Genomic DNA, 22,687 nt, shown 5'->3' with positions numbered 1-22,687 from the left:
GCGCAGGCTCGCGCCAGGCCACCCGCCGTGACATCGTTACGTCAATGACCGAGCGACTTGTCGGCCTTGGCGGCCGCCGCGTTCAGCGCATCGGCCGGTTTCGCCTTGCCGAGATAGATCGACTGCATCGCGTCCGTCACGGCCTTCGCCGTGTCTTCCCAGCCCGTGACGGTCGGGGCGAAGCGGGCCGTCGGCAGGAGCGCGACAAACGCCTTGGTGTCCGGATCCTTGAAGGCCGGATCGTCGGCCTCGGCCTTCGTGGTCGGCAGGAAACCCTCGGTGCTCGTGAACTCGACGCGCGGTTCCTTCGTGAACAGATAGTCGAGGAATTTCCACGCGGTCTGCTTCACCTTCGAGTTCTTGAACATCATGATCGAATCGGTGACCGCGTAAGTCGCGTGCGTCGTACCCATCGGAATCGGATCGATCCCATATTTGAGGTTCGGCGCTTCCTTCTTGATCTGCTTCGCGAGGAACGGCGCCGAAATCATCATCGCGACGCGGCCCTGCTTGAAAAGGTTCTGCACGTCCTCGCGGCTATAGCCCGTGACGCCCGGCTGCGTAAGCCCTTCATCGATCATCATCTTGTACATCGTCGCGGCCTTGACGCCGGCCGGCGAATTGAATGCCGCCTTGTCCGCCTTGTTGACGACCTCGCCGCCGTCGGTCCACAGCGCGTAGTAAAAATAGACGTCCGTTTCGATCTCCTTGCCTTGCAGCCCGAAGCCCGCGATGCCCTTCGCCTTCAGCTTCTTCGATGCATCGATTACGTCGTTCCACGTTTTGGGACCATCCGGATAACCCACCGACGCGAGCATGTCCTTGTTGTAGTAGAGCGCACGCGCGGAAGCCGCGATGGGCAGGCCATAGGTCTTGCCGTTGATCTGCCCCGGGGCCAGGAACGGGGCGATGAAGCGGTTCTTGAAGTCCGGGCCCATGTAGCTGTCGAGCGGCTCGGCCACGTCGTCCTTCACGAAGTCGAGGAGCCAACGCGTCCCGATGATCGCGAGGTCCGCGTTGGCACCGCCGGAAATGTCCGTCTGCAGCTTTTGTTGCAGCGTGTCCCAGTTCACGTCCTCGATCTTGATCGTCGTGCCAGGGTTGGCCTTTTCGAAGTTGCGGGCCATCTTCTCGAAGTACGGCGCGGTCGCATCGCTGTAGTGGGCGACGGTGACCCGGACGGTGTCGGCCGAGGCCGACACGGCGAGTCCAGCAAACGCCAGGGCCGCGGCAAATTTGCCAAGCGCGAGGGAAGCACGGGATTGCAACGACATGTTGACTCTCCTGAATGAATCCGCCGCCTGACAGGCCGCCGGGTTGTTGATTATTCGATTTGCAAAAATCCTACGTTACGAAAATGCGCTTGTCACGTAGGATCTGCGACATTCCCGTGCGCCTATCGTTTGCCTAATATCTTGTTAGCAAAGCGAAATTGGTGCAGTGCGGACTGGGTGTCGGCATGGCTGTCTCAGCGCGGCGAACCAGTCGGAGGCGGGCTTCCGTGGTGGTCTTTTGAAAACGGCCCAACAGACGAGGACAGGATGAATCGTGTCGTGCTGGTGACTGGCGCATGCGGCGGGATCGGCAGTGCGCTTTGCAGGCGTTTCGTAGAGGCAGGGGACCACGTGCTCGCGCTCGATATCGACGCGGGAACCCTAAGCGCACTCGCTGGTGAGCTCGGCGCCGATCGCATGAGCCCTGTCGCAGTGGACCTGGGCGAGGCAGCCGCCGTCAAATCGGCCGTCGCGCAGGCCGTTGCCGCCACAGGCCCCGTTGACGTGCTCGTCGCGAATGCGGGCGGGGCGATAAGCGGCTCGCTCGCCTCCACCGACCCGGCAAGCTGGCAGCGCGACGTGCATCTCAACCTGAACGGCACCTATCACACTGTGGAAGCCGTGCGCGCTTCGATGATCGAGCGCAGGCGCGGCGCGATCGTGCTGATTGGCTCCGTGAACGGCATGACCGCGTTAGGTCACCCGGCATATAGCGCCGCGAAGGCGGGCTTGATCAGCTATACCAAGGCGCTTGCGATGGAACTGGGCCGCCACGGCATCCGCGCGAACATTGTCTGCCCGGGCACCGTGAAAACCCCGGCCTGGCAGGCGCGCGTCGACAAGAATCCGCAAGTGTTCGAAGCATTGAAGAAGTGGTACCCGCTCGGGGACTTCGCGACGCCCGACGATGTCGCAGACGCCGTGATGTTCCTCGCCTCGCCGATGGCGCGCGTGATCACCGGGGTCGCGCTGCCGGTCGACGGCGGGCTCATGGCGGGCAACCGGCTAATGGCCGAGGAGCTGACGCTCGAATCGTTTTGATCCTCGCTTCCATCCTGTAACGAGAACGACGCATCCAACCGCAACGAGGACAGCATGGCAGCAGTGCAGATGAGCGGCATTTTCAAACGCTATGGCGACACCCAGGTCGTGCACGGCATCGATCTTTCGATCGACGACGGCGAGTTCGTCGTGCTGGTCGGCCCGTCGGGTTGTGGCAAGAGCACGCTGATGCGAATGGTCGCCGGGCTCGAAGAGATCTCCGGCGGCGAGCTGACCATCGGCGGCAAGCGCGCGAATGGGCTTTCGCCGCAGCAGCGCAATGTGTCGATGGTATTCCAGAGCTATGCGCTCTACCCGCATCTGTCCGTCTTCGAGAACATCGCGTTCGGTCCGCGCATCCGCAAAGAGCCGGCAACGCGCTTCAAGCCGCGCATTGAGGCCGCCGCGAAGATGCTGAACCTTTCCGGCTATCTGGACCGTTTGCCGCGCGCGCTGTCGGGCGGCCAGCGGCAGCGCGTGGCGATGGGGCGCGCGGTGGTGCGCGAGCCGGAGCTGTTCCTGTTCGACGAACCGCTGTCGAACCTCGACGCGAAACTGCGCGTGCAGATGCGCACCGAAATCAAGGCGCTGCATCAGCGCTTGAAGAACACGGTGATCTATGTCACCCACGATCAGATCGAGGCGATGACGATGGCCGACCGCATCGTCGTGATGAACGCGGGGCGCATCGAACAGATCGGCCGGCCGCTCGAACTGTACGACCGGCCTGCGAACCTGTTCGTCGCGAGCTTTCTCGGCTCGCCGTCGATGAATTTCGTCGAAGGCGAATGGCAGCGCGACGCTCAGGGAGCGCGGCTTTTGCTCGCCGATGGCGGTTCGATTGCGCTACCGCAGACGAATGTTTCCGCGGCTCCGGGCGCGAAGATTACGCTCGGCGTCCGACCCGAGCACATCGAAACGCGCGCGTCCGAGGGCGTGGTAATGGAAGTGGAAGTGATCGAGCCGACCGGCGCCGAAACCCACGTGTACGGCAAGATCGGCGGCAGCACGTGGTGCGCCACGACGCGCCAACGCGCGTCGATCGAGCCCGGGCAGCGCGTGACGTTGCGCCTGCCGGCCGAGCACGTGCATCTCTTCGATACGGGGAATGGACAAAGGCTAGGGTGATGCCGAGCAGCGCGGCGGCAGGGCTTCCCTTTATCCGCTCGCCGGCGACAATCCCGCGCGCTTGCCTTGCAAAAACCGGCGCACGGCAGGATCGCGCTCCAGCCCGATCGCGACATCGTACGCGCCCAGGGCTTCTGTCATTGCACCCACGCGTGACAGCAAATCGGCGCGCGCGGCCCAGTATGGTTGGTAGTCGGAGAGCCGCGGATCATCCGCATACGGCGCGAGGGCGTCCAGCGCCGCCTCGGGGCCGTCCCTTTCCGCCAGCGCGATTGCACGGTTCACCGCGACTACCGGAGAGGCGGCAATCGCGAGCAGCGCATCGTAAAGCTGCACCACTTCGTCCCAATTCGGGCAACGCGTCCGGCAGCGGTAAACATGGGCAGACTGCAGCGCGGCCTCGAGTTGGAAGCGGCCGATCGCGTTGAACGTGCTCGCGCGCCGCAGCAGTGCATCGGCTGCGTCGAGCATCGGCGCGTTCCACATCGCTGGATCCTGAGCCGACAGCGGCACGTAGTTGCCGGCCACATCGCGTCGCGCGTCGCGCCGTGCCTGCGCATACAGCATCAGCGCCAGCAACCCGAGCGTCTCGGGCTCCCCGGGCAGTAGCTCGACGAGCACATGCGCAAGATAGAGCGCCTCGTCAGTGAGCTCGCGCCGCACGACATCGCCTCCGACCGGATCGGTCCATCCTTCCGCATACGCTGCATAGACGGCTTCCAGCACCGCATCGAGCCGGCCCGGCAACTCCTCGCGCTCGGGCACGGTGAACGGAATGCCGACTTCACGGATTTTGGTCTTCGCCCGCACGAGCCGCTTGCTCATCGCCGAGGGAGACATCAGAAAGGCAGACGCAATCGTCTTAGCTTCCAGTCCCAGTACGACTTGCAGCATAAGCGGCGTGCGAATCGCGGCCTCGAGCGCAGGGTGGGTGCATGCGAACAGCAAGGCAAGCCGCCGATCGGGCAATGCACCGCCTTCCCGCTCGTCGATTTCATCCGCGAGGATCGCGAGCTGGTTCGTCACCTCATCGCCAAGCTGACGATGGCGCACGCCATCGATCGCTCGGCGGCGCGCCACCGTCATCAGCCATGCTTCGGGATTCGCGGGGCAGCCGCGCTCCGGCCAGTTCGCCAGCGCGGCCGCGAACGCGTCGGCCAGCGCGTCCTCGGCCGCGGCGACGTCGCGCGTTCGCATCGCCAGAAGCGCTACGAGCTTGCCGTAGCTGCGCCGAGCGACCGCCTCCGCGATCGAGCGCGCAGCGTCCTCAGCGTCGCGCCCGCCGCCGGAAAGACTCATGCCGCGGATCGCGCATAGTCGGGAGCGTTCCAGACCGGGCGCACTTCCATGAGTCCGTGCGCCGCGCCAGGGCAACGCGATGCCCAGGCGATCGCGGCGTCCAGATCGGGCACATCGATCAGGTAGTAGCCGGCAAGCTGCTCCTTGGAATCGGAGTACGGGCCGTCGAGTACCCGCGCCTTGCCGTCGACGAGCCGCACCGTGGTGGCCGTATTCGTGTGCTGCAGCCGGTTCGCACCCACCAGCACCTCCGCCTTCTTCAGCGATTCCGTATACGCCTGATACGCGGCGACACCTTGCTGCCGCTCGCTGTCGCTCATCTCATTCCAGCGGTTTTCCTCCGAATAGATCATCAACAGGTATTGCATTTGAGCCTCCGTCGTAGAGTTGGGGCGGTAACTACACCGGGCCGCCATGACAATGACGCGCGGGCCGGACGCCGATGGACATCAGCGCCGAAAATATCGCGAGGGAAACATCGGTTCGACGGTCGCCGAACCGCTCGGCCCCGAGGGCCGATAGTGTCACGAAAACGCCATCCAGGCGCCCGCGACAATACAACCGGCGCCGGCAATGCGTGCGACCCACCGTCCCCACGGGGTGAGCTTTTCCAGGAGGACGAGCAGTGCCAGAAGCGCGATCCAGAGTACGTTCATCACGCCGACTACGAACAAGAGCGCCATCAGGACCCAGCAGCAGCCCACGCAATAAGCTCCGTGGAGAAGCCCCAGCTGCAAACAGCCGAGGACATTGCCGCGAAAGCCGCCGTGTCTCATCAGGAACCCGAACGGCGTCCGGCACTGGGCGAGACAGGCGTTCTTGATGGGTGTCCACTGGTAGATACCGGCCGCGATCAGCACGATCGATCCGAGCACGACATTGCCGCTCGCCATGCGAGCATCGATGAGGGCTTCCCGCTCCAACGCCCATTGGACAACCGTTGCGGCCAGCGAAAATCCGGTCCACGCCAGGAAATAGCCTGCGGCAAACCAACCGGTCGCCGCGAGCGGCTTGCCTGCGCTTTTTTTGTTGCGACCCACCCGGGCATACATGAGCAGCATTGGCGCCGCCGAGGGCGCCATCATGCCGACCATCATGACCGCCCACATCGCGAACACGAGGGCGAATTCGATAGCGCTCCACGGCGCGGCGGCCGGCGCCATCCAGCCGAGGCCCGCAGGTACCATGCGGTACCCGCGCATGCTCATACCACCCATGCTCATATCGGCGGCGAGCCAGAGCACATAGGCCCACGCCAGCGCAGCGACTACGCCGAGAGCGCCCGCAACGACGACGCGATCGCGCCGCAGCACCGCTTCCAGTGTCCCCTCGCCCATGAACTTACGATCTCATCGGGCCAGCCGACGGACCGCCTCGTCACCTACATCGATCAAGCGTGGTTCGACCAACTGATGGACGCATAGAAACCGTTCTTGCCGGAATTGTCCCAGTGCATGCCGTGATCGCTGAACGTATTGCCGGGGGCCCCGACCGCCAATGCCATCTTGTCGGGGCTGATCGGATGGCCGAGATTCGCCCACATCTCCTCGCCCGGATGCATCGTCGGCAGTGGATCGACGGACATGTGCAGAATGCCCGGGATTTCCGCGGAGCGCGTCTTGCCCTCGATGTGGAAGGTGATCGGGGCCTTGTTCACCCCCAAGTTCTGGCTGACGAGCGGTGCGAACGCGGCCATAGGCCCTCCGGCGGTGCCGCTGAAAATCGCAGCTAGCGCCTCGGTCTGTGCGTCGTCGGCGCGCTCATCGACGTAGGTGGCCATCGACCATTCCCCGTCCGCCATGACCCCAGGTGCGTGGAAGACAACCAGCACATTGAGACCATCGAGCTCGATGTCCCCATAGCGGCCACTTGCGACATGGAAGACCAGCGGGACGTCGCAAAAGCCCTCGGTCGGTCGCGAACTCAGCGGGGCGGCCGCCGACACGAGGCACGGACACACGATGCTGCAACTGCAATTCTCGAAATAGTCACCGGAAAGGTGCCATGGGACTTGATCCGCCATCGCTCTCTCCCCATTGGGTCGAACCCGATAGATTACGTTCGGACAAGACATGCGTAGAGGAATATTAGGCTGCGCCCGGAAGAACAGAAAGCCGATTCCACGGCGAAAGGCGCCTTGCTTTCTTCGAGCCCGATCAGAACGAAGCCTTACCGCCCCTTGATGAAATCGATGAACGCGCGCAGTGGCGCGGGCACGAGACGCCGGCCCGGGTAATACAGGTACGGCCCCGAGAAGGGCCGCCACCAGGGCTCGAGAACGGGTTCGAGCGCTCCGCTCTCGAAGTACGGGCGCAGCCAAGCCTCGAAGAGATGCACGATGCCGGTTCCGGCGAGCGCCGCGTCGACGAGCAGATCGGCCCCACCGCCGATTTGGACCAGGAGCGGCCCCGACGGATCGAGACGTACGATCTCCCCGTCGCGCTCGAATTCCCAGAGCGGCATCGCGCCACTCGCGAAACGTCCGCGCAGGCAGGCGTGATCGAGCAATTCTCGCGGGTGCGCCGGCCGGCCACGGCGATCGAGGTATGCAGGCGCCGCGGCAGTTGCGAAGCGTTGCTCTCGAGGCCCGATCGGCACGGCGATCATGTCCTGCTCCAGGCGCTCCTCATAGCGGATGCCTGCGTCGCAGCCCGCGGCCAGGATGTCGACGAAGCTTTCCTCCGCGATCACTTCCAGCCGTATCTCGGGATAGGCGTCGAGGAATGCAGGGACGATCGAAGGCAGGACGAGCCGCGCCGCGCTGACCGGGACGTTGAGTTTGAGCGTCCCCGCGGGCCGGTCACGGAAATGGTTGACGATGTCGAGCGCCGCCTCGACTTCCGTCAGTGCGGGCCCGAGTCGTGCCAGCAGCCGCTCGCCGGCTTCCGTCGGCACGACACTGCGTGTCGTGCGATGAAGCAATCGGACGCCGAGCTGCGTTTCGAGCCGGCGTATCGCCTCGCTCAGCCCGGATGCGCTGGCGCCGCTGACGCGCGCGCCCTCACGGAAGCCCTTCGCACGCGCTACCGCGACGAATGCGCTCAGATCACCAAGGTCCACTTGCATTGTTCGCTTCCCCGAACGGCCTGTGCCGATTATGGCCTATTCCCGTTCGATAACGCAGCGCTTAATCTTTGCGGATCATTCGAGAAAGGAGAGCAACCATGTCCAGCGTCCGCCAATCCGGCACTTTCGTCCTCGGCGACCGCACCGTTTACCGCCTCGGCTACGGTGCGATGCAGCTCGCGGGGCCCGGCGTGTTCGGGCCGCCCAAAGATCACAATACGGCACTGGCGGTGCTGCGCGAAGCCGTCGCATCCGGGGTCAATCACATTGACACTAGCGATTTCTATGGCCCTCACGTCACGAACCAATTGATTCGCGAGGCGTTGCACCCGTATCGCGACGATCTCGTCATCGTAACGAAGATCGGTGCTCGACGCGGCGACGACGCGTCGTGGCAGCCCGCATTCTCGGCTGACGCACTGACGCAAGCGGTGCACGACAACCTTCACAACCTTGGCCTCGACGTACTCGACGTCGTGAACTTGCGGATTATGTTCGATGCGCACCAGCCCGCCGAAGGCTCGATCGAGGCCCCGCTCACCGTACTGGCCGAGCTTCAGCGGCAAGGCCTCGTCCGCCACATCGGTTTGAGCAACGTCACGCCCGCGCAGGTCGCGGAAGCTCGCCGGCTTTGTGACATCGCCTGCGTGCAAAACCACTTCAATCTCGCGCAGCGGGCCGATGACAACTTCATCGACGCACTCGCTCAGGACGGGATCGCCTACGTGCCGTACTTTCCGCTAGGCGGCTTCAGCCCGTTGCAATCGTCGATCCTCAGCGATGTGGCTGCTCGGCTCGATGCGACGCCGATGCAGGTCGCGCTCGCGTGGTTGCTCCGCCGAGCGCCCAATATCCTCTTGATTCCCGGCACGTCGTCGCTCGCGCATCTGCGCGAAAACCTCGCGGCAGCCGCTATCGACTTGCCCGAAGAAGCGGTACGCGAGCTCGATGGTGTGGCGGGAATCGACCGACAAGACGCTGAGCGCTAGCGCTTCCTCCGAATCCCCTGGGCACCGGAGGGCAGAGACCGCCGACTGTCACACCCTCAACCGTTGCAAAGAACCTGCTTTGAGCGACGTCATCACACAATATGAGGAGTCGCATCGCTCTTTCATCTGACTTTCAGGTTCTCTTATCGGAGCAAATGAGGTCCGGACTGTTGTAGGATACGCGAAGCCTTGCCTGCGAAGTCCCACCTCGGAACGAGGCGCACTCGCCTCGTTTCTCCACCCTCTCCAGAGCTCCGGAATATGAGGCAATTGACGTGGCTTGCCTGCTTGGTCGGCGTGGTTGCCGCGCTCGAACTATTGGTTCGGGCCGGCACATCCGATGCGGCACATCTTCTGACACAGCTGCCCGCGTTCATCTTCAGCGTGGCCGCTTTGTTCGGAATTTTGTACACGTTGTTGGCCACAGTGCTCGTTTGCCGGTTCTTCGCGCAGCCCACGTCGGAGCCCACGAGTTTCCCGCCGGTCACGATCGTCAAACCGCTCCATGGCGACGAGTGGGAATTGCTGAGCAATCTGAAGAGCTTCTGCGAGCAGGAGTATCCGGGTCCAATACAGTTTCTGTTCGGCGTGCAAGACAGCGCGGACCCCGCTTTGAAGGCGGTCGAAACGCTTCAGCGTCTCTATCCGGACGCACATGTCACCGTGGTGACCGATACGCGCATGCACGGGCCGAATCGGAAGATCAGCAACATTCTCAACATGATGCCGCACGCATTACACGACTTGCTGGTATTCGCGGATAGCGATGTCAGCGCCCCTCCGGACTACCTTCGCCATGTCATTGGGGAGCTGCAAAAGCCCAACGTCGGACTCGTGACCTGCGTCTATCGCGGCAGGCCCGGCCCCGGATTGTGGCCAAGATTGTCGGCGCAATGGATCAACTATCACTTCATGCCCAGCGTGATGACCGGGCTGGCGCTCGGTCTCGCGCGCCCGTGCTTCGGCCAGACCATCGCCACGCGGCGCACCACGCTGGAGCGGATCGGCGGATTCGGCCAGTTCGCGCACCTGTTGGCTGAAGACAATGCGATAGGCGAGGCTGTCCGCAAAACTGGCCAGAAAGTCGCGATTCCTCCACTCGTCGTCTCGCATACGTGTGAGGAGCCGAGCGCGCGGGCGCTCGCCGCGCATGAGCTGCGCTGGAGCCGAACGATTCGCGCAGTCGATCCGCTCGGGCACCTCGGCTCCGTGCTGACCCATCCCGTGCCGCTCGCTCTGCTGGCCGCCCTGCTGTCCGAGGGGGCCGCGTGGGCATGTCTGCTCGTGCTCGCCGCGCTCCTCGCCCGCATCACGTTGAAATGCCTTTCGGATTCGGCGGTTCGAGAACCCGGTCGCGACTTGTGGCTGCTGCCGCTCAGAGACGTCGCATCGTTCGCAGTCCTAATCGTCAGTTTCTTCTCGACGCGCGTGATCTGGCGAGGCGCCAGCTTCGAAGTCGATCGCAACGGGCTGCTGCGCCCCGTCCAGGACAAATAGCCATGGCCCGCACGTGTTTTGATGTCCGCATCGCCCGGGCTCACCAAGTTATGCGCGGGCTCGGCACCAGCGGGCCGGCGGCGCTGCACGACCTTCGTTTGATATTGACGGCACCATGAAACATCTAGGCCCGATTGCAGCAGTCGTCGGACTGGCCGTCGCCGTTTGGCTGTTCTGGCGCGAGGACGCCCACGCCGTGCTCACGTTGATGCGCGCCGCGGGCGCGGGGCTGCTGCTCGCCGGCATCGCGCACGTTTTGCCGATGCTCGCCAATGCTAAGGATTGGCAATTGCTGATGCGCGGTGCAATCAAGCCGAAGCTGTCGGCCGTCCTGGGCCTCGTATGGATTCGCGAGTCCGTGAACGGCATGTTGCCCGTTGCGCGAATAGGCGGCGAGATCGTCACGTTTCGCATGATGCGGCAATGGGGCATGCGCCCCGCTGCCGCGATGGCGAGCCTGATCGTCGATATTCAACTCACGCTCATCAGCCAGGTGATTTTCGCCATAGCCGGCATCGGCTATCTGCTCGGGCATACCGTGTCAGGCTCAGTCGAGCTGGCAGCGAACTTCGCGTGGGGCCTCGCATTGCTGACGCCAGTGCTTGTGTTGTTTTCGGTCGTGCAACATGCAAGGCCGTTCCAACGCCTTACGCACTTCTTCAATCACGTCACGAGCGGCAAGCTGGCGACGCTCGTCGGCGAATCAGCGCGCATCGATCAATCGATCAAGAGGATCTGGCGCCAGCCAGGCATCGTGACCCGCTACCTGTTCGTCTGGCAGTCTCTGCAGTGGCTCGCGACGGCGCTCGAGATCTGGCTCGCCCTTTACTTCCTCGGCGCGAAAGTCAGTTTTCTGAAGGCGGTCGCCCTCGAGTCGCTCGTTCAGGCGTTGAGCAGCGCCGCGTTCTTTGTTCCAGGCGCGCTCGGCATTCAGGAGGGCGGGTTCCTGCTGATCGGCAGCGCACTCGGCCTCGATGCGCAGACCAGCCTGGCACTCGCGGGCGCCCGACGGATACGCGACCTGATCATCTTTTTGCCGGGACTCTTCGCTTGGCAATATGCCGAGTGGCGCCGCAAACGCCAAACCGAGGTTACGCAGTAAGTTCGTCATTCGGAGGTGCGCGATGGAAAACGGCTCGTCCGGCACGCAAGCATCACTGGTGGTGGTGCATCCCGATCGCGAAATCGCCACGACTCAGCGCTTGCCTTATTTCGTGGGTATCTCCGCCGGTACCGTGGGTTCGAAGAATTTGTCGATGCATCTCGTTGTCGTGCCGCCCGGCGGGCACGCGGAACCGCATGTCCACGTCGGTTACGAAACGGGAATCTACGTGCTCGAAGGCCGTGTCGAGACGCGCTATGGTCCGGGCTTGCGGGAATCAGTCGTCACCGAGGCCGGAGATTTTCTGTTCGTGCCACCCGGCGTACCGCATCAACCGTTTAACCTCAGCGACACAGTGCCCGCTCGCGCCATCGTCGCGCGCAACATGGCCGAGGAAAATGACCGGGTGGAGCCGTATGATCCTGGTGCGGAGCTTAGTTGATAAGACAACGAATAGTGCCGGTCACAACGTTGAGCGGCACGCCTGGCCTGGCCCAGCGCTTCACGTGGGAAGGTGAGTCCATTTGGAGAGCAACGCGCCCGTCAATCTTCCTCGCCGTCTTCCACCGCCTTGCGTTCCCGGCGTTCTTCATTGCCACGGCGTGCACGCAGCCGTTGTCGCGAGAGCACATTAATGACCTGATCCGCCGTTGCATCTGGCGGAATCTCGTTTCGGATCACATTTGGAATCATCGGCAAGCCCGAGCGTTGCCGCCGCAAAGCCCTGGCTATCGCCTTGCGACACTCGTCCCCGTGACAATCCCATTCGTCACGAATTCTTCCGCAGTAGCGACACTTTTCCATAGCAACAAGTCTAACGCCAATCGCCGGAGGCTTCCGGCAACGGGAATCGTCGAGGCTAAGGACAGCATTGCGCGGCGTCGTGAAGCGCTTCGTGGCGGGCCCCTGCGCCGCTCGTCCACGCCGACACGCCGGCCGGATCGATAAAGAATCGGCAGACCTCGCGCTCGCGCAGCAAAGTGTCGTCGACCGTGACATCGAGCAGAACGCCGCCGATATTCAGGCGTGCGAAGCGTTCTCCGTCGCGCAGTTCGACCGAATCGACGACGGCCTCGAGAGGCCCCCGCGCCGACAGCCGAATCGCCCGCGATGCAACGCGCCACATCACCCGCGTCCCGACCTCGGTTGAACGGTCGGCCGTTTCCAACACCAATCGATCGTTGATCCTGATCGATCCCGGTTCAGAGACCACGCCTGTGCCCATATTGCGCAAGCCGAGCAATTCCGCCACGCGCATGTTCGCCGGTTGCCCGAATACGCTTTCGATCGTTCCAGCCTGTAGCGCGCGACCCTGATCGATCACGAGAATCTCGTCTGCGAGCAGCGCCGCCTCGTCCGGGTCATGAGTGACGACGATCGTGACGGCCGCGATTTCGCGCTGCAGATCACGCAGCGATCGCTGCAGACGGCGCCGCCGCGGCGTGTCGAGCGCGGCAAACGGTTCGTCGAACAACAACAGATGGCTGTGACGCGTGAGCGCTCGCGCGAGCGCAACACGCTGACGCTGCCCGAGCGACAGCTGGCGCGGAAAACGGCCCAGCAATCCCGTCAACCCCAGATGGCCGGTCCAGTAACGCGCGGCGGCCGGATCCCCGTCGACAGGAAACGCCAACTGCTCGCCGACCGTCATGTGCGGAAAAAGCCCGTAATCCTGCGGCATATAGCCGATTTGCCGCCGCTCGGGCGGCAACTTCGAGAGATCCGCCGCGCCAAGCATGACCGTGCCGCCCTCGTTGTCCTCGAGGCCTGCGATGAGACGCAACGTCAGCGATTTCCCGGAACCGGAAGGCCCGACGATGGCGAGCCGCCGCGTTGAAGGCGCCCACGCGATATCCAGGCTGAATGGCCCCAGCCGGCGACTCACGTGCATGGCGAGCCGCAGATCCCGGCTCGGCGCGGTTGCGATGGAATTCGGCACCGGGACGAACGGTTCGTCGCCATTCTCGATGTGCGATACCGCTGTTTCATATCGGTTGCCGCGGCGATAGACCGACAACGCAGCGCACACGACGGCGATGGCGAGCGTCGGCAACAGCAACGGCATCATCGCCGGCAAGCCCTGCCCGCCGAAGACGACATAGGTATAAACGGGCAACGAGTACGGGTGGTAGGCGACCATCACCGTCGCGCCGAATTCGCCGAACGCGCGCAGCCATGCCAGGGCAAGCCCTGCGCGAATCCCGGGCCACGCGGCCGGCAGCGCCACACGAAAGAAGCGGCTGGCCGCGTGATGCCCGAGCGTTGCGGCGACGTCTTCGAGCACCGGGTCCACCGACGCAAATGCCGATCGCGCCGCCACGATCAGAAACGGCGCGGCAACGAACGTCTCGGCGAGCACGATGCCCGCGAACGAGTCGGTCAGCAGGCCGCTCGCCGCGCGCCCGATCAAGCTGTAAGGGCCGAAAAGAAAAAGCAGCAGTACGCCGCTCGTCAGCGGCGGCAGTGCAAGCGGCAGTTGAACGACGAAGCCGAGCAGCGACATCGCTCGCGACGACGAACGTGCAAGCCAATAGCCGAGCGGCACGCCGCCGATAAGAATGAGGAGCGCCGCGACGCTGGCACTGGCAACCGACGTGCCGACCGCCGCCCCCATCGTTCGCCAATCGACACTCGCCCAATCGGCGTGGCCGATTTCAGGCAGGCTCGCGATGAACGGCGCGCAGAGATAGACGGCTAGGAGGACGGCAAGCGCGGCGAGCGGCCGCGCCACGGTTGTCTTCATCGATTCACGGCCCCGCTTCGACGACCGCCTGCAGTGATGCCGGGATCGCCTGAGCGTCGCCCGTCACGGCCGGCTTCACGACATCGACGCCGTGCTCCCGCAGCAGCGTGCGACCCTCCGCACTCAACAGAAAATTGACGAACCGCGCCGCGCCAGTCGGATTGGCTGCATCGGCGAGAATCGTCAGCGTGTAGCTCGCCTTGACGCCGAGCTCGGGTGCAGGGCTCACAGCGGCTATCTTCAGGTCGGACGTTTCGGTTGAATAAAAGAATCCGGCATCGAGCTGCCCCGACTGAAGGCGGCCGACAAGCGTTTCCTCAGGCAATACCTGAGCGGGGTTCTCGGGAGCACCGAGTGTCTTCTCCACGAGGTCGGGCTGGTGATAAAGCTCGGCGGCCTTTTTCATCATCTCCACCGTAAACGCACCCTTTGGATCGAGTGCGGGATCCGTACGACCGATGCGAATACCGGGCTCTTGCAGCACTTCGTCCCAGCGCTTCGTCTTGAAGTCGTTCGCAAAGCGGCTTTGCGGGCTGTAGCCGATCATGAGCGGGGATTCCGCGAAATTGATGTACCACGTGACGTGATTGCCGTTCGCCGTTCCCATTAGGCTCGTGTTGACCTTGGGGCTCGCGCTGATGAACACGTCGCCGCGCCGCAGCTTGCCTTTGATTTCGTTCGCGATCTTGTTGGACCCGGCCGCGTAGCCCTGAAAGTGCAGCCCCGTCTCCCTTTCGAAGGCGGGACCGACGCCGCGCTCCATCAAATTGACGAGAGAGCCGGCGTAGAGCACTTTCACCGTGTCGTCGTCGGCGGCGTGTGCCTGTGTTCCAAGCGCGGCAGCCAGTACCGTGCAGCAAACGAACAGCTTGCGAAGCATGTTATCCCCGGTAGCGTTATAGAGCTTGGTATATTACGACGACTTCCGGCGATTGTACTGCGATATTGGCGACGGAAACGGCCGCTTAATGGCCCACGGCCCGCCCCTTCGGTCGGCCAGGAGCGGCTGCCTGCTTGCGTCCCGCGCCAGCCTTGGCTCGGCGTGAGATCATCGACGCGAAGCGACCACGATGCCACCGACGATCAGCAAAAAAGCCACAGCGTGGTAGGGCTGCGGGGGCTCCCCGAGAAACGCGGCCGACATCAGCGCCGCAAACAACGGAGCGAGATTCGCAAAGAAGCCGGCGATGTTGGGGCCGACGCGCTGCACGCCGAGCCCCCAACAACAGTAGGCGAGCACTGCGGGGCCGATGCCGACGTAGAGCAGCGCGGCCGCGAGCGGCCAGCCCCAGACAATACGCGCGTCGGTCGAAGCCCATTCTCCAGCGGCGAAGATGCCGGACCAGAACAGGCCGAAAGTGATTTGTGCGAGCAGGAATGCCGACCAGTCGTTGCGCCAGCGGGCGGGCTCGCGAGAGCGCGCCAGCAGCCAACTATAGATGGCCCAGGCAAAGGCCGCGACGAGCATCAACAAGTCGCCGGGGACCAGCCGGAAATGCGTTAGTAGTGCTAACTGCCCACGGCACAGCACGAGCATGACGCCGGCGACGGACAAGATGATTCCGACGAGCTGCCGATAACTGATTCGTTGTCCGAACCATAGCCAGCCGACGAGCAGCATCCAGACCGGGATGCTCGATGCCATCAACGTGACGTTGAGGGGACTCGAACTCTTCAGCGCCAGATACTGCAAGGCGTTGTAACAGCCGACGCCCAGCAGGCCGAGCACTGCAAATCGACGCCAATGCGCCCAGAGTCCGCTTGCCGGACTGAGTACCCGTCCCGCAAGCGGCAGAAGAATGAGGAAGGCCAGCGCCCAACGCAGAAAATTCAGCGTGACGGGCGGCACCAAACCGCTCACCATCCGTCCGACTACGGCATTGCCCGCCCACATCATCGGCGGGACGGTGAGGAGTACAGCGGTGCTTGCGGTAAGGCGTTGAGGAAATTGCGCCGACATCGGACGTTGGCTCCTGGCTCTTTTGTTCGAGACGGCATTAGAACGCAAATACGCGCGGAATCTCGCCTAACCCCTAGCGCCGCTGCGGTGATGCGCATACGGAACGTCGAAGTCGTCCCGACGTCATTGAGCTGCCAGAGAATTTTGCTTATACTCAAAGAAAACAGCTTTTGCTTTGAATATATCGTGAAAACTCGCCAGCTTGCAGAACTTCTGCCATATGAGGCCGAGAATGTGGCTCGCGCGCTGGGCGAGACCATTTCCCTGGCACGCCGAGCACGCTTTTGGACGCAAGGCGATCTCGCCGCGAAGATGGGCGTCAGTGTCAACACGGTGGTCAATCTCGAAAAGGGCCGGCCGTCGGTCTCGTTGGCGCAGTTGCTCAAGGCACTATGGACTCTGGACCGCTTGAATGTGCTTCAGGATTCGCTACGTCCCGAGCTCGATCCGGTGGTCCAGGCCGAGGGGCTGCGCCGCATTCCGCGACGAGCTCGCGGAGACCGTCATGGCTGAAAAGGAGCGGCCGGTATGGGTGTGGCTTCCTGGCCAAACCGAACCCGTTCGATGCGGCACATTTTGGTGGTCGCCTGGGCTGGGCCGCTTCCGTTATGGAGAGGAATACAGGAAGGTTGCGGGTGCGGTACCCATCGATCCCATCAACTTGCCTTTTACGCGGTCCAGCAAACCCTATTCGACCGACCAATGGAATGGACTGTTTGGCGTCCTGCGTGACGCCGCACCGGAAGGCTTTGGGCTGGATCTGCTGCTTTCCAAATACTCGCGTGAGTCACTTGATGAGATCGACCGACTTGAGCTGTCGGCTGGCGACGGCGTCGGCGCGATCGAAGTGTGCTCCGAGGAGCAGTTGGAACATAAGCTGGCCTTCGCTCCTCCCCCCGAGGAAAACCTGCTGGCCGAACTGGGGAAAGCTGACCTGCCTGGATCACTCCGCCCCATCGTACAACGTCTATCCGGTGCGGATGACGGCACGAGTCTCGGTGGAGAGAAACCCAAGCTGACCGTTTCTCGAGCCGTCGGGAATGCGCATGAGTGGTGGATCGCGAAGTTGCCGGAGCGTGGCGGCAGCCCCTTTTTGCCGACCCGCGAATACGTGGCTATGACACTCGCCAGAAAATGCGATATCGACGCCGCCACCGTCAACTATCGGCGAATCGGACCACACGGGATCGTCCTTATCCGGCGCTTCGACCGCAAGGTCAGTCCAGCCGGAGTCGAGCGATCGCTTTTCGCAAGTGCGGCAACGGTCCTGCGACTGCGCAGCGTTACTACCCGGGAAGACGATGCGCGATCTTACGTTGCCTTTTCCGATGAAATACGACGCTGGTGCGCCGTCGAAGGCGAGCGATACGCCGCTGAGCAACGTGAGCTATGGCGTCGCATGGCGTTCAACGCGCTCGTCGGCAACATCGACGATCACCCGCGCAATCACGGGCTGCTCTTTCGTGACGGCCACTGGGGACTTTCGCCAGCCTATGACATTGTCGCGATGCCAAACAGCCGCGGCGGGCAAGGCATGGCCATCAACCGAAAGCGGCTAGAAACCGGCCGGGTCGGGCAACGCATCGCGACGCCCGAATCGCTCGTCTATAGCGCTGATCTGTTTTCCTACACGAAACAAGAAGCGTGGGAAACGCTGCGGATGATGGCGAGCACGGTTCACGAATCGTGGCGCTCGTTGTATGTCGATGGCTGCGACATGGCCGAAGCTGATCTCGAAAGCCAGCGTTCAGCGTTTCAACTCGCTGAGGATATTGTGACTGGGAAGGCAAGTCTTAATCTCGCCGACGTGACGCCACAAAGGCGGCAACGGATGAGATGATCGTCAGCGCCGAGATATGACAAGCAGCCTCTCGCCGGCTCCGCAGGTAGCGCGTTAAAGATCCACAAAGCGAGGCCGTAATAGCCAAGGAGTGGGCGCGAGCTCGCACCAGCGTGGCCATCGCTAAAGACTTGCGGCGCTGGGTTCACAATGCGCGTTATGAAATCAAGGATGAGGATGGGCCCGACGAAGCTTCGGCGCCGGAGGCCGGCTCTGCGACTGGTGCAGCTGCTTCCGCGACGACGGCCCAGGACAGCGGGGACAAAGACGATTGAGCGAGCGGCGGGCAGGCGCCCGCCGCAGGCCGATTGCATCGGCCGATCGGCGATAAGAGAAGACCCTGGTGGCAGGCGCCAACAGGAAACTGCCCCTGGACTTCGGCGACCGCGCATTCGCTTTATTCCGGTAGGAAAGTCTCGTCGATCACGTGCTGCATCGTCCATGGACAAGTCTCTGGCAACGCCAAACCGATTTCCTCAACGGATTGAACAATCGCGTCCGCCCACACTCTTGTCTCCCAGTGCGGGTCAGTGAGCGAGTTTTTCAGAGTGGGCGTCATCTGCAACTGTATGCTAAGGAGGCGTCGCAGCTCCTCGATCACACGCCGTCGAGCTGACGAACGACGGCCACATTGGTATTGCCACTTTAGAAGGTTGGCCACCAGCAGGGCCAGGTGATTTGCGAAGTCACGCTGCTCGCTCCTGCCCACGCTCTCGATCTCCTCCGCTATATGTTCGATGTCCAGCGCCGAGAACTTTTGCGCTCGCAATAACGCGGCCTGTTCGTTGGCCCAGGCCACCACGTCCTTCTCGTAGTTCGTCCCCATGTTTTCAATCCCAACCTTTGCTTGTACACCGCAAGTGTAGTTATCTCAGAACACGCCGTGGCCCGCCATTGCCCCAGGGAATGCTCGGCACACCGGATTGCACCCTACCTGCGTCGAATAGCTCGGGCGATTGCCACCATACGGTATCGTGACAAGCATTGTTGACAGTCATATGTGGATGACAAATTTCGTTTAACTCCGCACCGCTGCGCCAAAAGCCAAAGCGAGAGCCGGTTTGCAACCCTATCTACCTGGATAGGGATGCGCCGCTCACTGAACGCGGATGTAAAAAAGCCAGCTCCAAGGCTGGCTCATCGACTGCGGCAGGTCACCGATGAAACGACCCACCCGGACACTACCGCTCAGTCCGGCAGGAACCCCTCGTCCAACACCTGCGTCATCGACCACGGGCACGACTCTGGCAGCAACGCCACGCCGATCTGCATCTCGGCGGCCGCCTGTTGACGGGCATCGCCCCACATATCGCTAATCCACTCGGCATCGCCCAGCATGGGCTGCAGACTCGGTGTCTTGTTCAGCCGTCGCACAATCGCTGCTCGCTGAATCCGAAGCGTCGTCTGCCAACTCGCACCACGCCGCTCCGGCTGGCATTGCCACTTTAACAAGTGCGCCAACAGCACCGCCATGCGGCTCGCCAGCTCACGCTGTTCGCTCTTGCCCACGTCCTCGATCTCCTCCGCGATGTGCTCGATGTCCAGCGCCGAGAACTTGCCCGCGCGCAACAATGCAGCCTGTTCGTTGGCCCAGGCCACCACGTCCTTCTCGTAGCTCGTTCCCATTTTTCGGCCCCTAAGCTCAGTCACGCATGGCGCCATTTTAACCACTCCCGTAAGTTCACTCACCTATCCTCCGTTTCATCCTCGGGTTGCGCTCGGCATCCAGCGCATCCAGCAAGCCGGCCACTGTCGCGGGCTCATCTTCTGGCCTCAGCGTCGCACGTGTAAGCGCCGGATGCCCGGCTCCTTTGCGCCGGAAGGTGACACAGGCCGTTGCAGGCCGTTGCAGGCAAAGTTTGTCCGATGCCGGATATGGGGCGATTCGGCGCGGCGAGTGCGTTGATCGCGCCGCAAGTCGTCGGTACGATCGCTCCGACGGGGCGCGACCATAGACACGGCTTCGCTTTGCCGGCCGTCATCGCCGAGATTCGGTTTTCAGCCCACCGACGCGTCAGCGAGGGAAGTCAAAAAACGATGGAGCATATGCGCCGACGGGCCGATGGTATCGGCGCGCAGGATGGAAAGAAGGGGGGAGAGCGTCACAGGAGCGCGGCTAAGAAGGAATCGCGACGGCCTGCAATGAGCTCGTCAGCGATACACCTCGCGCCGGTTGCCCAAGCGCAGAACCCGGATCGTGATGCCCTTGTCGTGGATCTCACAGATCAGCCGCCCATCGCCGACTCGATGCTTCCAGAATTCGCCTAGTTCGCTGCCTTTGAGAGCCGCGCCAGTTGCGCGCGGATCGCCAGCGTCTTCAGGCGTCGAAGGCATGTCGCGATGCAGCGGGCAACTTCGCGGTCCATCTTTTCGAGCTGCTTTTCCGCGGTCTTCGAGATCTCAATCCGCCAAGCCAAGCCGCGCCTCCACCTCGTCTAGCGACGAGGTCTGTTCCTTACCCGATCGGATGCGCTTCGCCACACGCTCGGCCAGGTACATATCTTCCAAGTCCTCCACGTGCTGCTCGATGGCCTCACGCACATAGAACGTCTTAGTGCGCCCCGTGCGCGTGGCCAGCGCCTCCAGGCGGGATTGAAGTTCTTCCGATAAACGAATGGCTAGCATGGCAGCCTCCGGCAAAGTTTGCTAAACGTCTATAGCGCGTTGTACCCCGCCTCACTATTTCGAGCCCGGCTCATCGTCGAGCGTGGCCAACAAGTCGGCCACCCTCGCCCGCGCCTGATCCTCCGGCCTCAGTGCTCGATTCCTTCCCTGGCTCCTATATGCCGAAAACCTGCTGGCTCCTATACGCCGGAAGTCGATTGGCTCCTATGTGCCGGAAGATCGCACCCTTGACCTCCTCGATCGTCAGCACGTGCTTCGGCGTGCGTTTTCCACCTTCGGTCGGGGCGCATCTCTTTATCCGGCCACAACGCGACCCCTGGAATCGCCTGTGCGCAGCACCAGCATCAGAGCCGGGGGCGCCAGACGTAACGCTGCGTTATCCACAGCCGGGCGCCTTGTCCTCCCGTGGATAACCCAGCGTTATGTTAAATGGGCCGCGCCAGCGGACCATTTACCCCCGGCCCTTCGTATGCCTCGGCGCGCAGCGCCGCTGGATCTTACTGACGTTTCCTCTGCCGATCGGCTAATGGTTAGCTACGCTTCCTCACGTTACAGTCATTCACGGTCGCTCAGACCGTACAGCTACAGGAGAGCCGTTACCCCTTCATCGCCGTAAACGAAGCGCGGGCCGCATGGGCTGCAACCCAAACGACCCGCTGACCATAGCCAACTCAGTACAGGAGTCAACCATGGCTGACGCTGATCTTAACGCACGTCCCGCTCATCTCGAGCGACATGTCACCATTCAGGAATCATGGCGCTACCGTCAATGGGAGTCCGGCCGCCACTACCGCACCGACCCGCCCCTCTTCCCTTGGTTCAAAGTCTCCGGCCGTTGGCTCGAGCACGCCGGCGTCAAGCCCCGCCAACGCCTCAAGATCGAAGTCCAACACAAGCGGCTTGTTATCACGCCCGCTTGAATGGCCTCGCAGGCAGCGAACCGGCCGAAGGCCGGGTTCATGGCACATCTCTCACATTGCAGCGCTCACGTCTACGTGCCTGACGCTCCGTCTACGAAGCTATATACGCCCTGAACTTTGTCGCGTCCTTTACCGTAACCCGACCCGCGTCAACATCCACGATTACATTCCGACACTTGCAGGCAACCGCGTGGGGTGGAATGGACAACAGCGTATCGCCACATGCAAGGCATTCGTATCGAATGCTATCTCCTGCTGGAAACCCCTTACTTGAGTCCATGTTCAAGTACCTTTTCTCGTCAACCACCTCTTATCCTCCTTCCACCAACCGGATCATGGCTTCGACGGGATCACCTGATTGATGATCTTAATGAAGCCCTGCTCAATATAGTCCTGAATAGTCATTGGCAACTGATGCTGCATGCCCAGGCCAAACTGATTGAACGCTGGAGCAGCCGGACCGCTCATAACACCAGGTATTTGCTGCACCACCTCGTATGTTGTTAGAGGTCTGCTCGCTGTGCCAGCAGGAAGTGATCGCATCCCAAATGGAACGTCGACTGGCGCTACCTAGTTACCGAAGTCTTGAAACTGACCTGCTTCGTTGAAGAAGCCACCGTACCTACTGAATTGGTAACCAGGATCGAGCGGTCCGATCGTCGGGGAAAGAAGGAATCCGCCGTTCGTCGGCCAATACGTTTGTATTGCATTGCCCGCGCCGTTTGCGGCCGAACCGTGATTCGCTCCGGCAAGCGCCGATACCAACGCTCCTGCGCCTACCGTAGTTTTCTCTGGTTCCGCGCCTGTTGCAGCGCCTGCCTGCCCTGCGTCGCTCGTCCCTTCTTTCGGCAGAATCGATGCGGTGTCTTTTTCGCCCGAAGGTAAATGTCCAGTTTTATCGCCGCAATCATGGCTACAAGCATTGTTCAACGTCTCGTTCGCCGCCGCATTCATCGCCCCGATTGCGTTCTGCCCCAACGCCGCTGCGACACCCCCGCCCAACAGCGTCGTGGCGGCCGTGATCATGGCCAGTTGCCCTGCATCGGAAACACCCTGGCCACCCGTCACCGCTGCGGCAATCGAGTTGGCGCTGAATGCCGACACCGCCCCGCCAATGGCCCCGCCTTCGCACCCGGCTCCCTCCGCTGCCGAGGCGGCGCAGCCCAGTGCCGCGTGCAACCCAAGGTAGGCCAACTCCCCGCC

At 62.5% G+C, this 22,687-nt stretch carries 24 protein-coding genes and 1 pseudogene; 9 read left to right on the top strand and 16 right to left on the bottom strand.

The features are described 5' to 3' along the window. Positions 1-41 precede the first annotated feature (41 nt). On the bottom strand, positions 42-1,274 hold the full coding sequence (locus B0G57_RS21145) for an ABC transporter substrate-binding protein (protein ID WP_018440141.1): 1,233 nt from the start codon (positions 1,272-1,274) through the stop codon (positions 42-44). A 267-nt stretch (positions 1,275-1,541) separates the two neighbouring features. On the opposite strand from B0G57_RS21145, the gene B0G57_RS21140 reads away from it, so the two are divergent. Both B0G57_RS21140 and B0G57_RS21135 read left to right on the top strand, forming a co-directional pair. Continuing rightward, the gene (locus tag B0G57_RS21140; protein ID WP_018440142.1) at positions 1,542-2,315 is read left to right on the top strand and encodes an SDR family oxidoreductase; all 774 of its coding nucleotides are present in this window, start codon (positions 1,542-1,544) and stop codon (positions 2,313-2,315) included. A gap of 54 nt (positions 2,316-2,369) precedes the next feature. Continuing rightward, complete coding sequence (locus B0G57_RS21135) at positions 2,370-3,443, top strand: ABC transporter ATP-binding protein (protein ID WP_018440143.1); 1,074 nt, start codon at positions 2,370-2,372, stop codon at positions 3,441-3,443. Between the two features lie 30 nt (positions 3,444-3,473). On the opposite strand, the gene B0G57_RS21130 is transcribed toward B0G57_RS21135, so the two are convergent. The 5 genes from B0G57_RS21130 to B0G57_RS21110 all read right to left on the bottom strand — a co-directional run bounded on the left by B0G57_RS21130 (position 3,474) and on the right by B0G57_RS21110 (position 7,808). Next, entirely contained in the window at positions 3,474-4,742 is a 1,269-nt protein-coding gene (locus B0G57_RS21130) for an RNA polymerase sigma factor (RefSeq protein ID WP_018440144.1), read from the bottom strand. Beyond that, positions 4,739-5,110, bottom strand: coding sequence for a YciI family protein (locus B0G57_RS21125; RefSeq protein WP_018440145.1), 372 nt, complete (start codon positions 5,108-5,110; stop codon positions 4,739-4,741). The genes B0G57_RS21130 and B0G57_RS21125 overlap by 4 nt, the downstream gene beginning before the upstream one ends. Before the next feature lie 156 nt (positions 5,111-5,266). Then, complete coding sequence (locus B0G57_RS21120) at positions 5,267-6,079, bottom strand: DUF2182 domain-containing protein (protein WP_018440147.1); 813 nt, start codon at positions 6,077-6,079, stop codon at positions 5,267-5,269. A 53-nt stretch (positions 6,080-6,132) separates the two neighbouring features. Next, a complete protein-coding gene (locus B0G57_RS21115; RefSeq protein ID WP_018440148.1) occupies positions 6,133-6,765 on the bottom strand; it encodes a DUF1326 domain-containing protein in 633 nt (210 codons plus the stop codon). Positions 6,766-6,911: 146 nt separating this feature from the next. After that, entirely contained in the window at positions 6,912-7,808 is an 897-nt protein-coding gene (locus tag B0G57_RS21110; RefSeq protein WP_018440149.1) for a LysR family transcriptional regulator, read from the bottom strand. A gap of 98 nt (positions 7,809-7,906) precedes the next feature. Between B0G57_RS21110 and B0G57_RS21105 the strand changes: the two genes are divergently transcribed. The 4 genes from B0G57_RS21105 to B0G57_RS21090 all read left to right on the top strand — a co-directional run bounded on the left by B0G57_RS21105 (position 7,907) and on the right by B0G57_RS21090 (position 11,838). Further along, entirely contained in the window at positions 7,907-8,797 is an 891-nt protein-coding gene (locus B0G57_RS21105; RefSeq protein ID WP_018440150.1) for an aldo/keto reductase family oxidoreductase, read from the top strand. A gap of 261 nt (positions 8,798-9,058) precedes the next feature. Then, on the top strand, positions 9,059-10,294 hold the full coding sequence (gene hpnI, locus B0G57_RS21100; protein WP_083925570.1) for a bacteriohopanetetrol glucosamine biosynthesis glycosyltransferase HpnI: 1,236 nt from the start codon (positions 9,059-9,061) through the stop codon (positions 10,292-10,294). Positions 10,295-10,409: 115 nt separating this feature from the next. Continuing rightward, complete coding sequence (locus B0G57_RS21095) at positions 10,410-11,396, top strand: lysylphosphatidylglycerol synthase domain-containing protein (protein ID WP_018440152.1); 987 nt, start codon at positions 10,410-10,412, stop codon at positions 11,394-11,396. Positions 11,397-11,418: 22 nt separating this feature from the next. After that, on the top strand, positions 11,419-11,838 hold the full coding sequence (locus B0G57_RS21090; RefSeq protein WP_018440153.1) for a cupin domain-containing protein: 420 nt from the start codon (positions 11,419-11,421) through the stop codon (positions 11,836-11,838). Positions 11,839-11,939: 101 nt separating this feature from the next. Here B0G57_RS21090 and B0G57_RS21085 read toward each other — a convergent pair whose 3' ends face one another. The 4 genes from B0G57_RS21085 to B0G57_RS21070 all read right to left on the bottom strand — a co-directional run bounded on the left by B0G57_RS21085 (position 11,940) and on the right by B0G57_RS21070 (position 16,099). Further along, the gene (locus B0G57_RS21085) at positions 11,940-12,200 is read right to left on the bottom strand and encodes a hypothetical protein (protein WP_026229573.1); all 261 of its coding nucleotides are present in this window, start codon (positions 12,198-12,200) and stop codon (positions 11,940-11,942) included. A 55-nt stretch (positions 12,201-12,255) separates the two neighbouring features. Continuing rightward, a complete protein-coding gene (locus B0G57_RS21080; RefSeq protein WP_018440155.1) occupies positions 12,256-14,139 on the bottom strand; it encodes an ABC transporter ATP-binding protein/permease in 1,884 nt (627 codons plus the stop codon). Between the two features lie 4 nt (positions 14,140-14,143). Further along, positions 14,144-15,019, bottom strand: coding sequence for an extracellular solute-binding protein (locus B0G57_RS21075; protein ID WP_018440156.1), 876 nt, complete (start codon positions 15,017-15,019; stop codon positions 14,144-14,146). A 168-nt stretch (positions 15,020-15,187) separates the two neighbouring features. Beyond that, on the bottom strand, positions 15,188-16,099 hold the full coding sequence (locus B0G57_RS21070) for a DMT family transporter (protein WP_018440157.1): 912 nt from the start codon (positions 16,097-16,099) through the stop codon (positions 15,188-15,190). A 90-nt stretch (positions 16,100-16,189) separates the two neighbouring features. On the opposite strand from B0G57_RS21070, the gene B0G57_RS21065 reads away from it, so the two are divergent. Both B0G57_RS21065 and B0G57_RS21060 read left to right on the top strand, forming a co-directional pair. Continuing rightward, positions 16,190-16,612, top strand: a complete 423-nt coding sequence (locus B0G57_RS21065; protein ID WP_018440158.1) for a helix-turn-helix domain-containing protein — start codon at positions 16,190-16,192, stop codon at positions 16,610-16,612. Beyond that, positions 16,605-17,939: a type II toxin-antitoxin system HipA family toxin gene (locus B0G57_RS21060; protein ID WP_083925572.1), complete on the top strand. Its 1,335-nt coding sequence runs from the start codon at positions 16,605-16,607 to the stop codon at positions 17,937-17,939. The genes B0G57_RS21065 and B0G57_RS21060 overlap by 8 nt, the downstream gene beginning before the upstream one ends. A gap of 397 nt (positions 17,940-18,336) precedes the next feature. Here the strand turns inward: B0G57_RS21060 and B0G57_RS21055 are convergent, their stop codons facing one another. The 4 genes from B0G57_RS21055 to relB form a co-directional block, all read right to left on the bottom strand. Then, the gene (locus B0G57_RS21055; RefSeq protein WP_018440161.1) at positions 18,337-18,765 is read right to left on the bottom strand and encodes a DUF29 domain-containing protein; all 429 of its coding nucleotides are present in this window, start codon (positions 18,763-18,765) and stop codon (positions 18,337-18,339) included. Between the two features lie 362 nt (positions 18,766-19,127). After that, positions 19,128-19,565: a DUF29 domain-containing protein gene (locus B0G57_RS21050; RefSeq protein WP_018440162.1), complete on the bottom strand. Its 438-nt coding sequence runs from the start codon at positions 19,563-19,565 to the stop codon at positions 19,128-19,130. A 525-nt stretch (positions 19,566-20,090) separates the two neighbouring features. Continuing rightward, positions 20,091-20,273, bottom strand: coding sequence for a type II toxin-antitoxin system RelE family toxin (locus B0G57_RS31840; protein ID WP_324603239.1), 183 nt, complete (start codon positions 20,271-20,273; stop codon positions 20,091-20,093). 66 nt (positions 20,274-20,339) lie between these two features. After that, positions 20,340-20,564 carry a type II toxin-antitoxin system RelB family antitoxin gene (gene relB / locus B0G57_RS21040; protein ID WP_018440165.1) on the bottom strand — a complete coding sequence of 75 codons (225 nt, stop codon included), beginning with the start codon at positions 20,562-20,564 and terminating at the stop codon, positions 20,340-20,342. A 689-nt stretch (positions 20,565-21,253) separates the two neighbouring features. Here relB and B0G57_RS21035 point away from each other — a divergent pair. Further along, positions 21,254-21,484 carry a SymE family type I addiction module toxin gene (locus B0G57_RS21035; RefSeq protein ID WP_026229574.1) on the top strand — a complete coding sequence of 77 codons (231 nt, stop codon included), beginning with the start codon at positions 21,254-21,256 and terminating at the stop codon, positions 21,482-21,484. Between the two features lie 333 nt (positions 21,485-21,817). Here B0G57_RS21035 and B0G57_RS32385 read toward each other — a convergent pair. Together B0G57_RS32385 and B0G57_RS31430 are read right to left on the bottom strand one after the other, a co-directional pair. After that, positions 21,818-22,042, bottom strand: a pseudogene (locus B0G57_RS32385) (TNT domain-containing protein); the annotation flags it as partial. 12 nt (positions 22,043-22,054) lie between these two features. Further along, positions 22,055-22,588 (bottom strand): hypothetical protein, encoded by a 534-nt coding sequence (locus tag B0G57_RS31430; RefSeq protein WP_199189643.1) that lies wholly within the window; start codon positions 22,586-22,588, stop codon positions 22,055-22,057. Positions 22,589-22,687: the final 99 nt, after the last annotated feature.

Origin of the sequence: Trinickia symbiotica (assembly GCF_002934455.1) — a bacterium.
GTDB classification, from domain to species: domain Bacteria; phylum Pseudomonadota; class Gammaproteobacteria; order Burkholderiales; family Burkholderiaceae; genus Trinickia; species Trinickia symbiotica.
Note: the sequence above shows the minus strand (reverse complement) of the source record. Positions and strands in the feature narration are given on the sequence as shown.

Excerpts from the sequence above, each read along its gene's own strand:
- B0G57_RS21145 (WP_018440141.1), bottom strand. The coding sequence starts at position 1,274 with ATGTCGTTGCAATCCCGTGCTTCCCTCGCGCTTGGCAAATTTGCCGCG.
- B0G57_RS21140 (WP_018440142.1), top strand. The coding sequence starts at position 1,542 with ATGAATCGTGTCGTGCTGGTGACTGGCGCATGCGGCGGGATCGGCAGT.
- B0G57_RS21135 (WP_018440143.1), top strand. The coding sequence starts at position 2,370 with ATGGCAGCAGTGCAGATGAGCGGCATTTTCAAACGCTATGGCGACACC.
- B0G57_RS21130 (WP_018440144.1), bottom strand. The coding sequence starts at position 4,742 with ATGAGTCTTTCCGGCGGCGGGCGCGACGCTGAGGACGCTGCGCGCTCG.
- B0G57_RS21125 (WP_018440145.1), bottom strand. The coding sequence starts at position 5,110 with ATGCAATACCTGTTGATGATCTATTCGGAGGAAAACCGCTGGAATGAG.
- B0G57_RS21120 (WP_018440147.1), bottom strand. The coding sequence starts at position 6,079 with ATGGGCGAGGGGACACTGGAAGCGGTGCTGCGGCGCGATCGCGTCGTC.
- B0G57_RS21115 (WP_018440148.1), bottom strand. The coding sequence starts at position 6,765 with ATGGCGGATCAAGTCCCATGGCACCTTTCCGGTGACTATTTCGAGAAT.
- B0G57_RS21110 (WP_018440149.1), bottom strand. The coding sequence starts at position 7,808 with ATGCAAGTGGACCTTGGTGATCTGAGCGCATTCGTCGCGGTAGCGCGT.
- B0G57_RS21105 (WP_018440150.1), top strand. The coding sequence starts at position 7,907 with ATGTCCAGCGTCCGCCAATCCGGCACTTTCGTCCTCGGCGACCGCACC.
- hpnI (WP_083925570.1), top strand. The coding sequence starts at position 9,059 with ATGAGGCAATTGACGTGGCTTGCCTGCTTGGTCGGCGTGGTTGCCGCG.
- B0G57_RS21095 (WP_018440152.1), top strand. The coding sequence starts at position 10,410 with ATGAAACATCTAGGCCCGATTGCAGCAGTCGTCGGACTGGCCGTCGCC.
- B0G57_RS21090 (WP_018440153.1), top strand. The coding sequence starts at position 11,419 with ATGGAAAACGGCTCGTCCGGCACGCAAGCATCACTGGTGGTGGTGCAT.
- B0G57_RS21085 (WP_026229573.1), bottom strand. The coding sequence starts at position 12,200 with ATGGAAAAGTGTCGCTACTGCGGAAGAATTCGTGACGAATGGGATTGT.
- B0G57_RS21080 (WP_018440155.1), bottom strand. The coding sequence starts at position 14,139 with ATGAAGACAACCGTGGCGCGGCCGCTCGCCGCGCTTGCCGTCCTCCTA.
- B0G57_RS21075 (WP_018440156.1), bottom strand. The coding sequence starts at position 15,019 with ATGCTTCGCAAGCTGTTCGTTTGCTGCACGGTACTGGCTGCCGCGCTT.
- B0G57_RS21070 (WP_018440157.1), bottom strand. The coding sequence starts at position 16,099 with ATGTCGGCGCAATTTCCTCAACGCCTTACCGCAAGCACCGCTGTACTC.
- B0G57_RS21065 (WP_018440158.1), top strand. The coding sequence starts at position 16,190 with ATGCGCATACGGAACGTCGAAGTCGTCCCGACGTCATTGAGCTGCCAG.
- B0G57_RS21060 (WP_083925572.1), top strand. The coding sequence starts at position 16,605 with ATGGCTGAAAAGGAGCGGCCGGTATGGGTGTGGCTTCCTGGCCAAACC.
- B0G57_RS21055 (WP_018440161.1), bottom strand. The coding sequence starts at position 18,765 with ATGGGGACGAACTACGAGAAGGACGTGGTGGCCTGGGCCAACGAACAG.
- B0G57_RS21050 (WP_018440162.1), bottom strand. The coding sequence starts at position 19,565 with ATGGGAACGAGCTACGAGAAGGACGTGGTGGCCTGGGCCAACGAACAG.
- B0G57_RS31840 (WP_324603239.1), bottom strand. The coding sequence starts at position 20,273 with ATGCCTTCGACGCCTGAAGACGCTGGCGATCCGCGCGCAACTGGCGCG.
- relB (WP_018440165.1), bottom strand. The coding sequence starts at position 20,564 with ATGCTAGCCATTCGTTTATCGGAAGAACTTCAATCCCGCCTGGAGGCG.
- B0G57_RS21035 (WP_026229574.1), top strand. The coding sequence starts at position 21,254 with ATGGCTGACGCTGATCTTAACGCACGTCCCGCTCATCTCGAGCGACAT.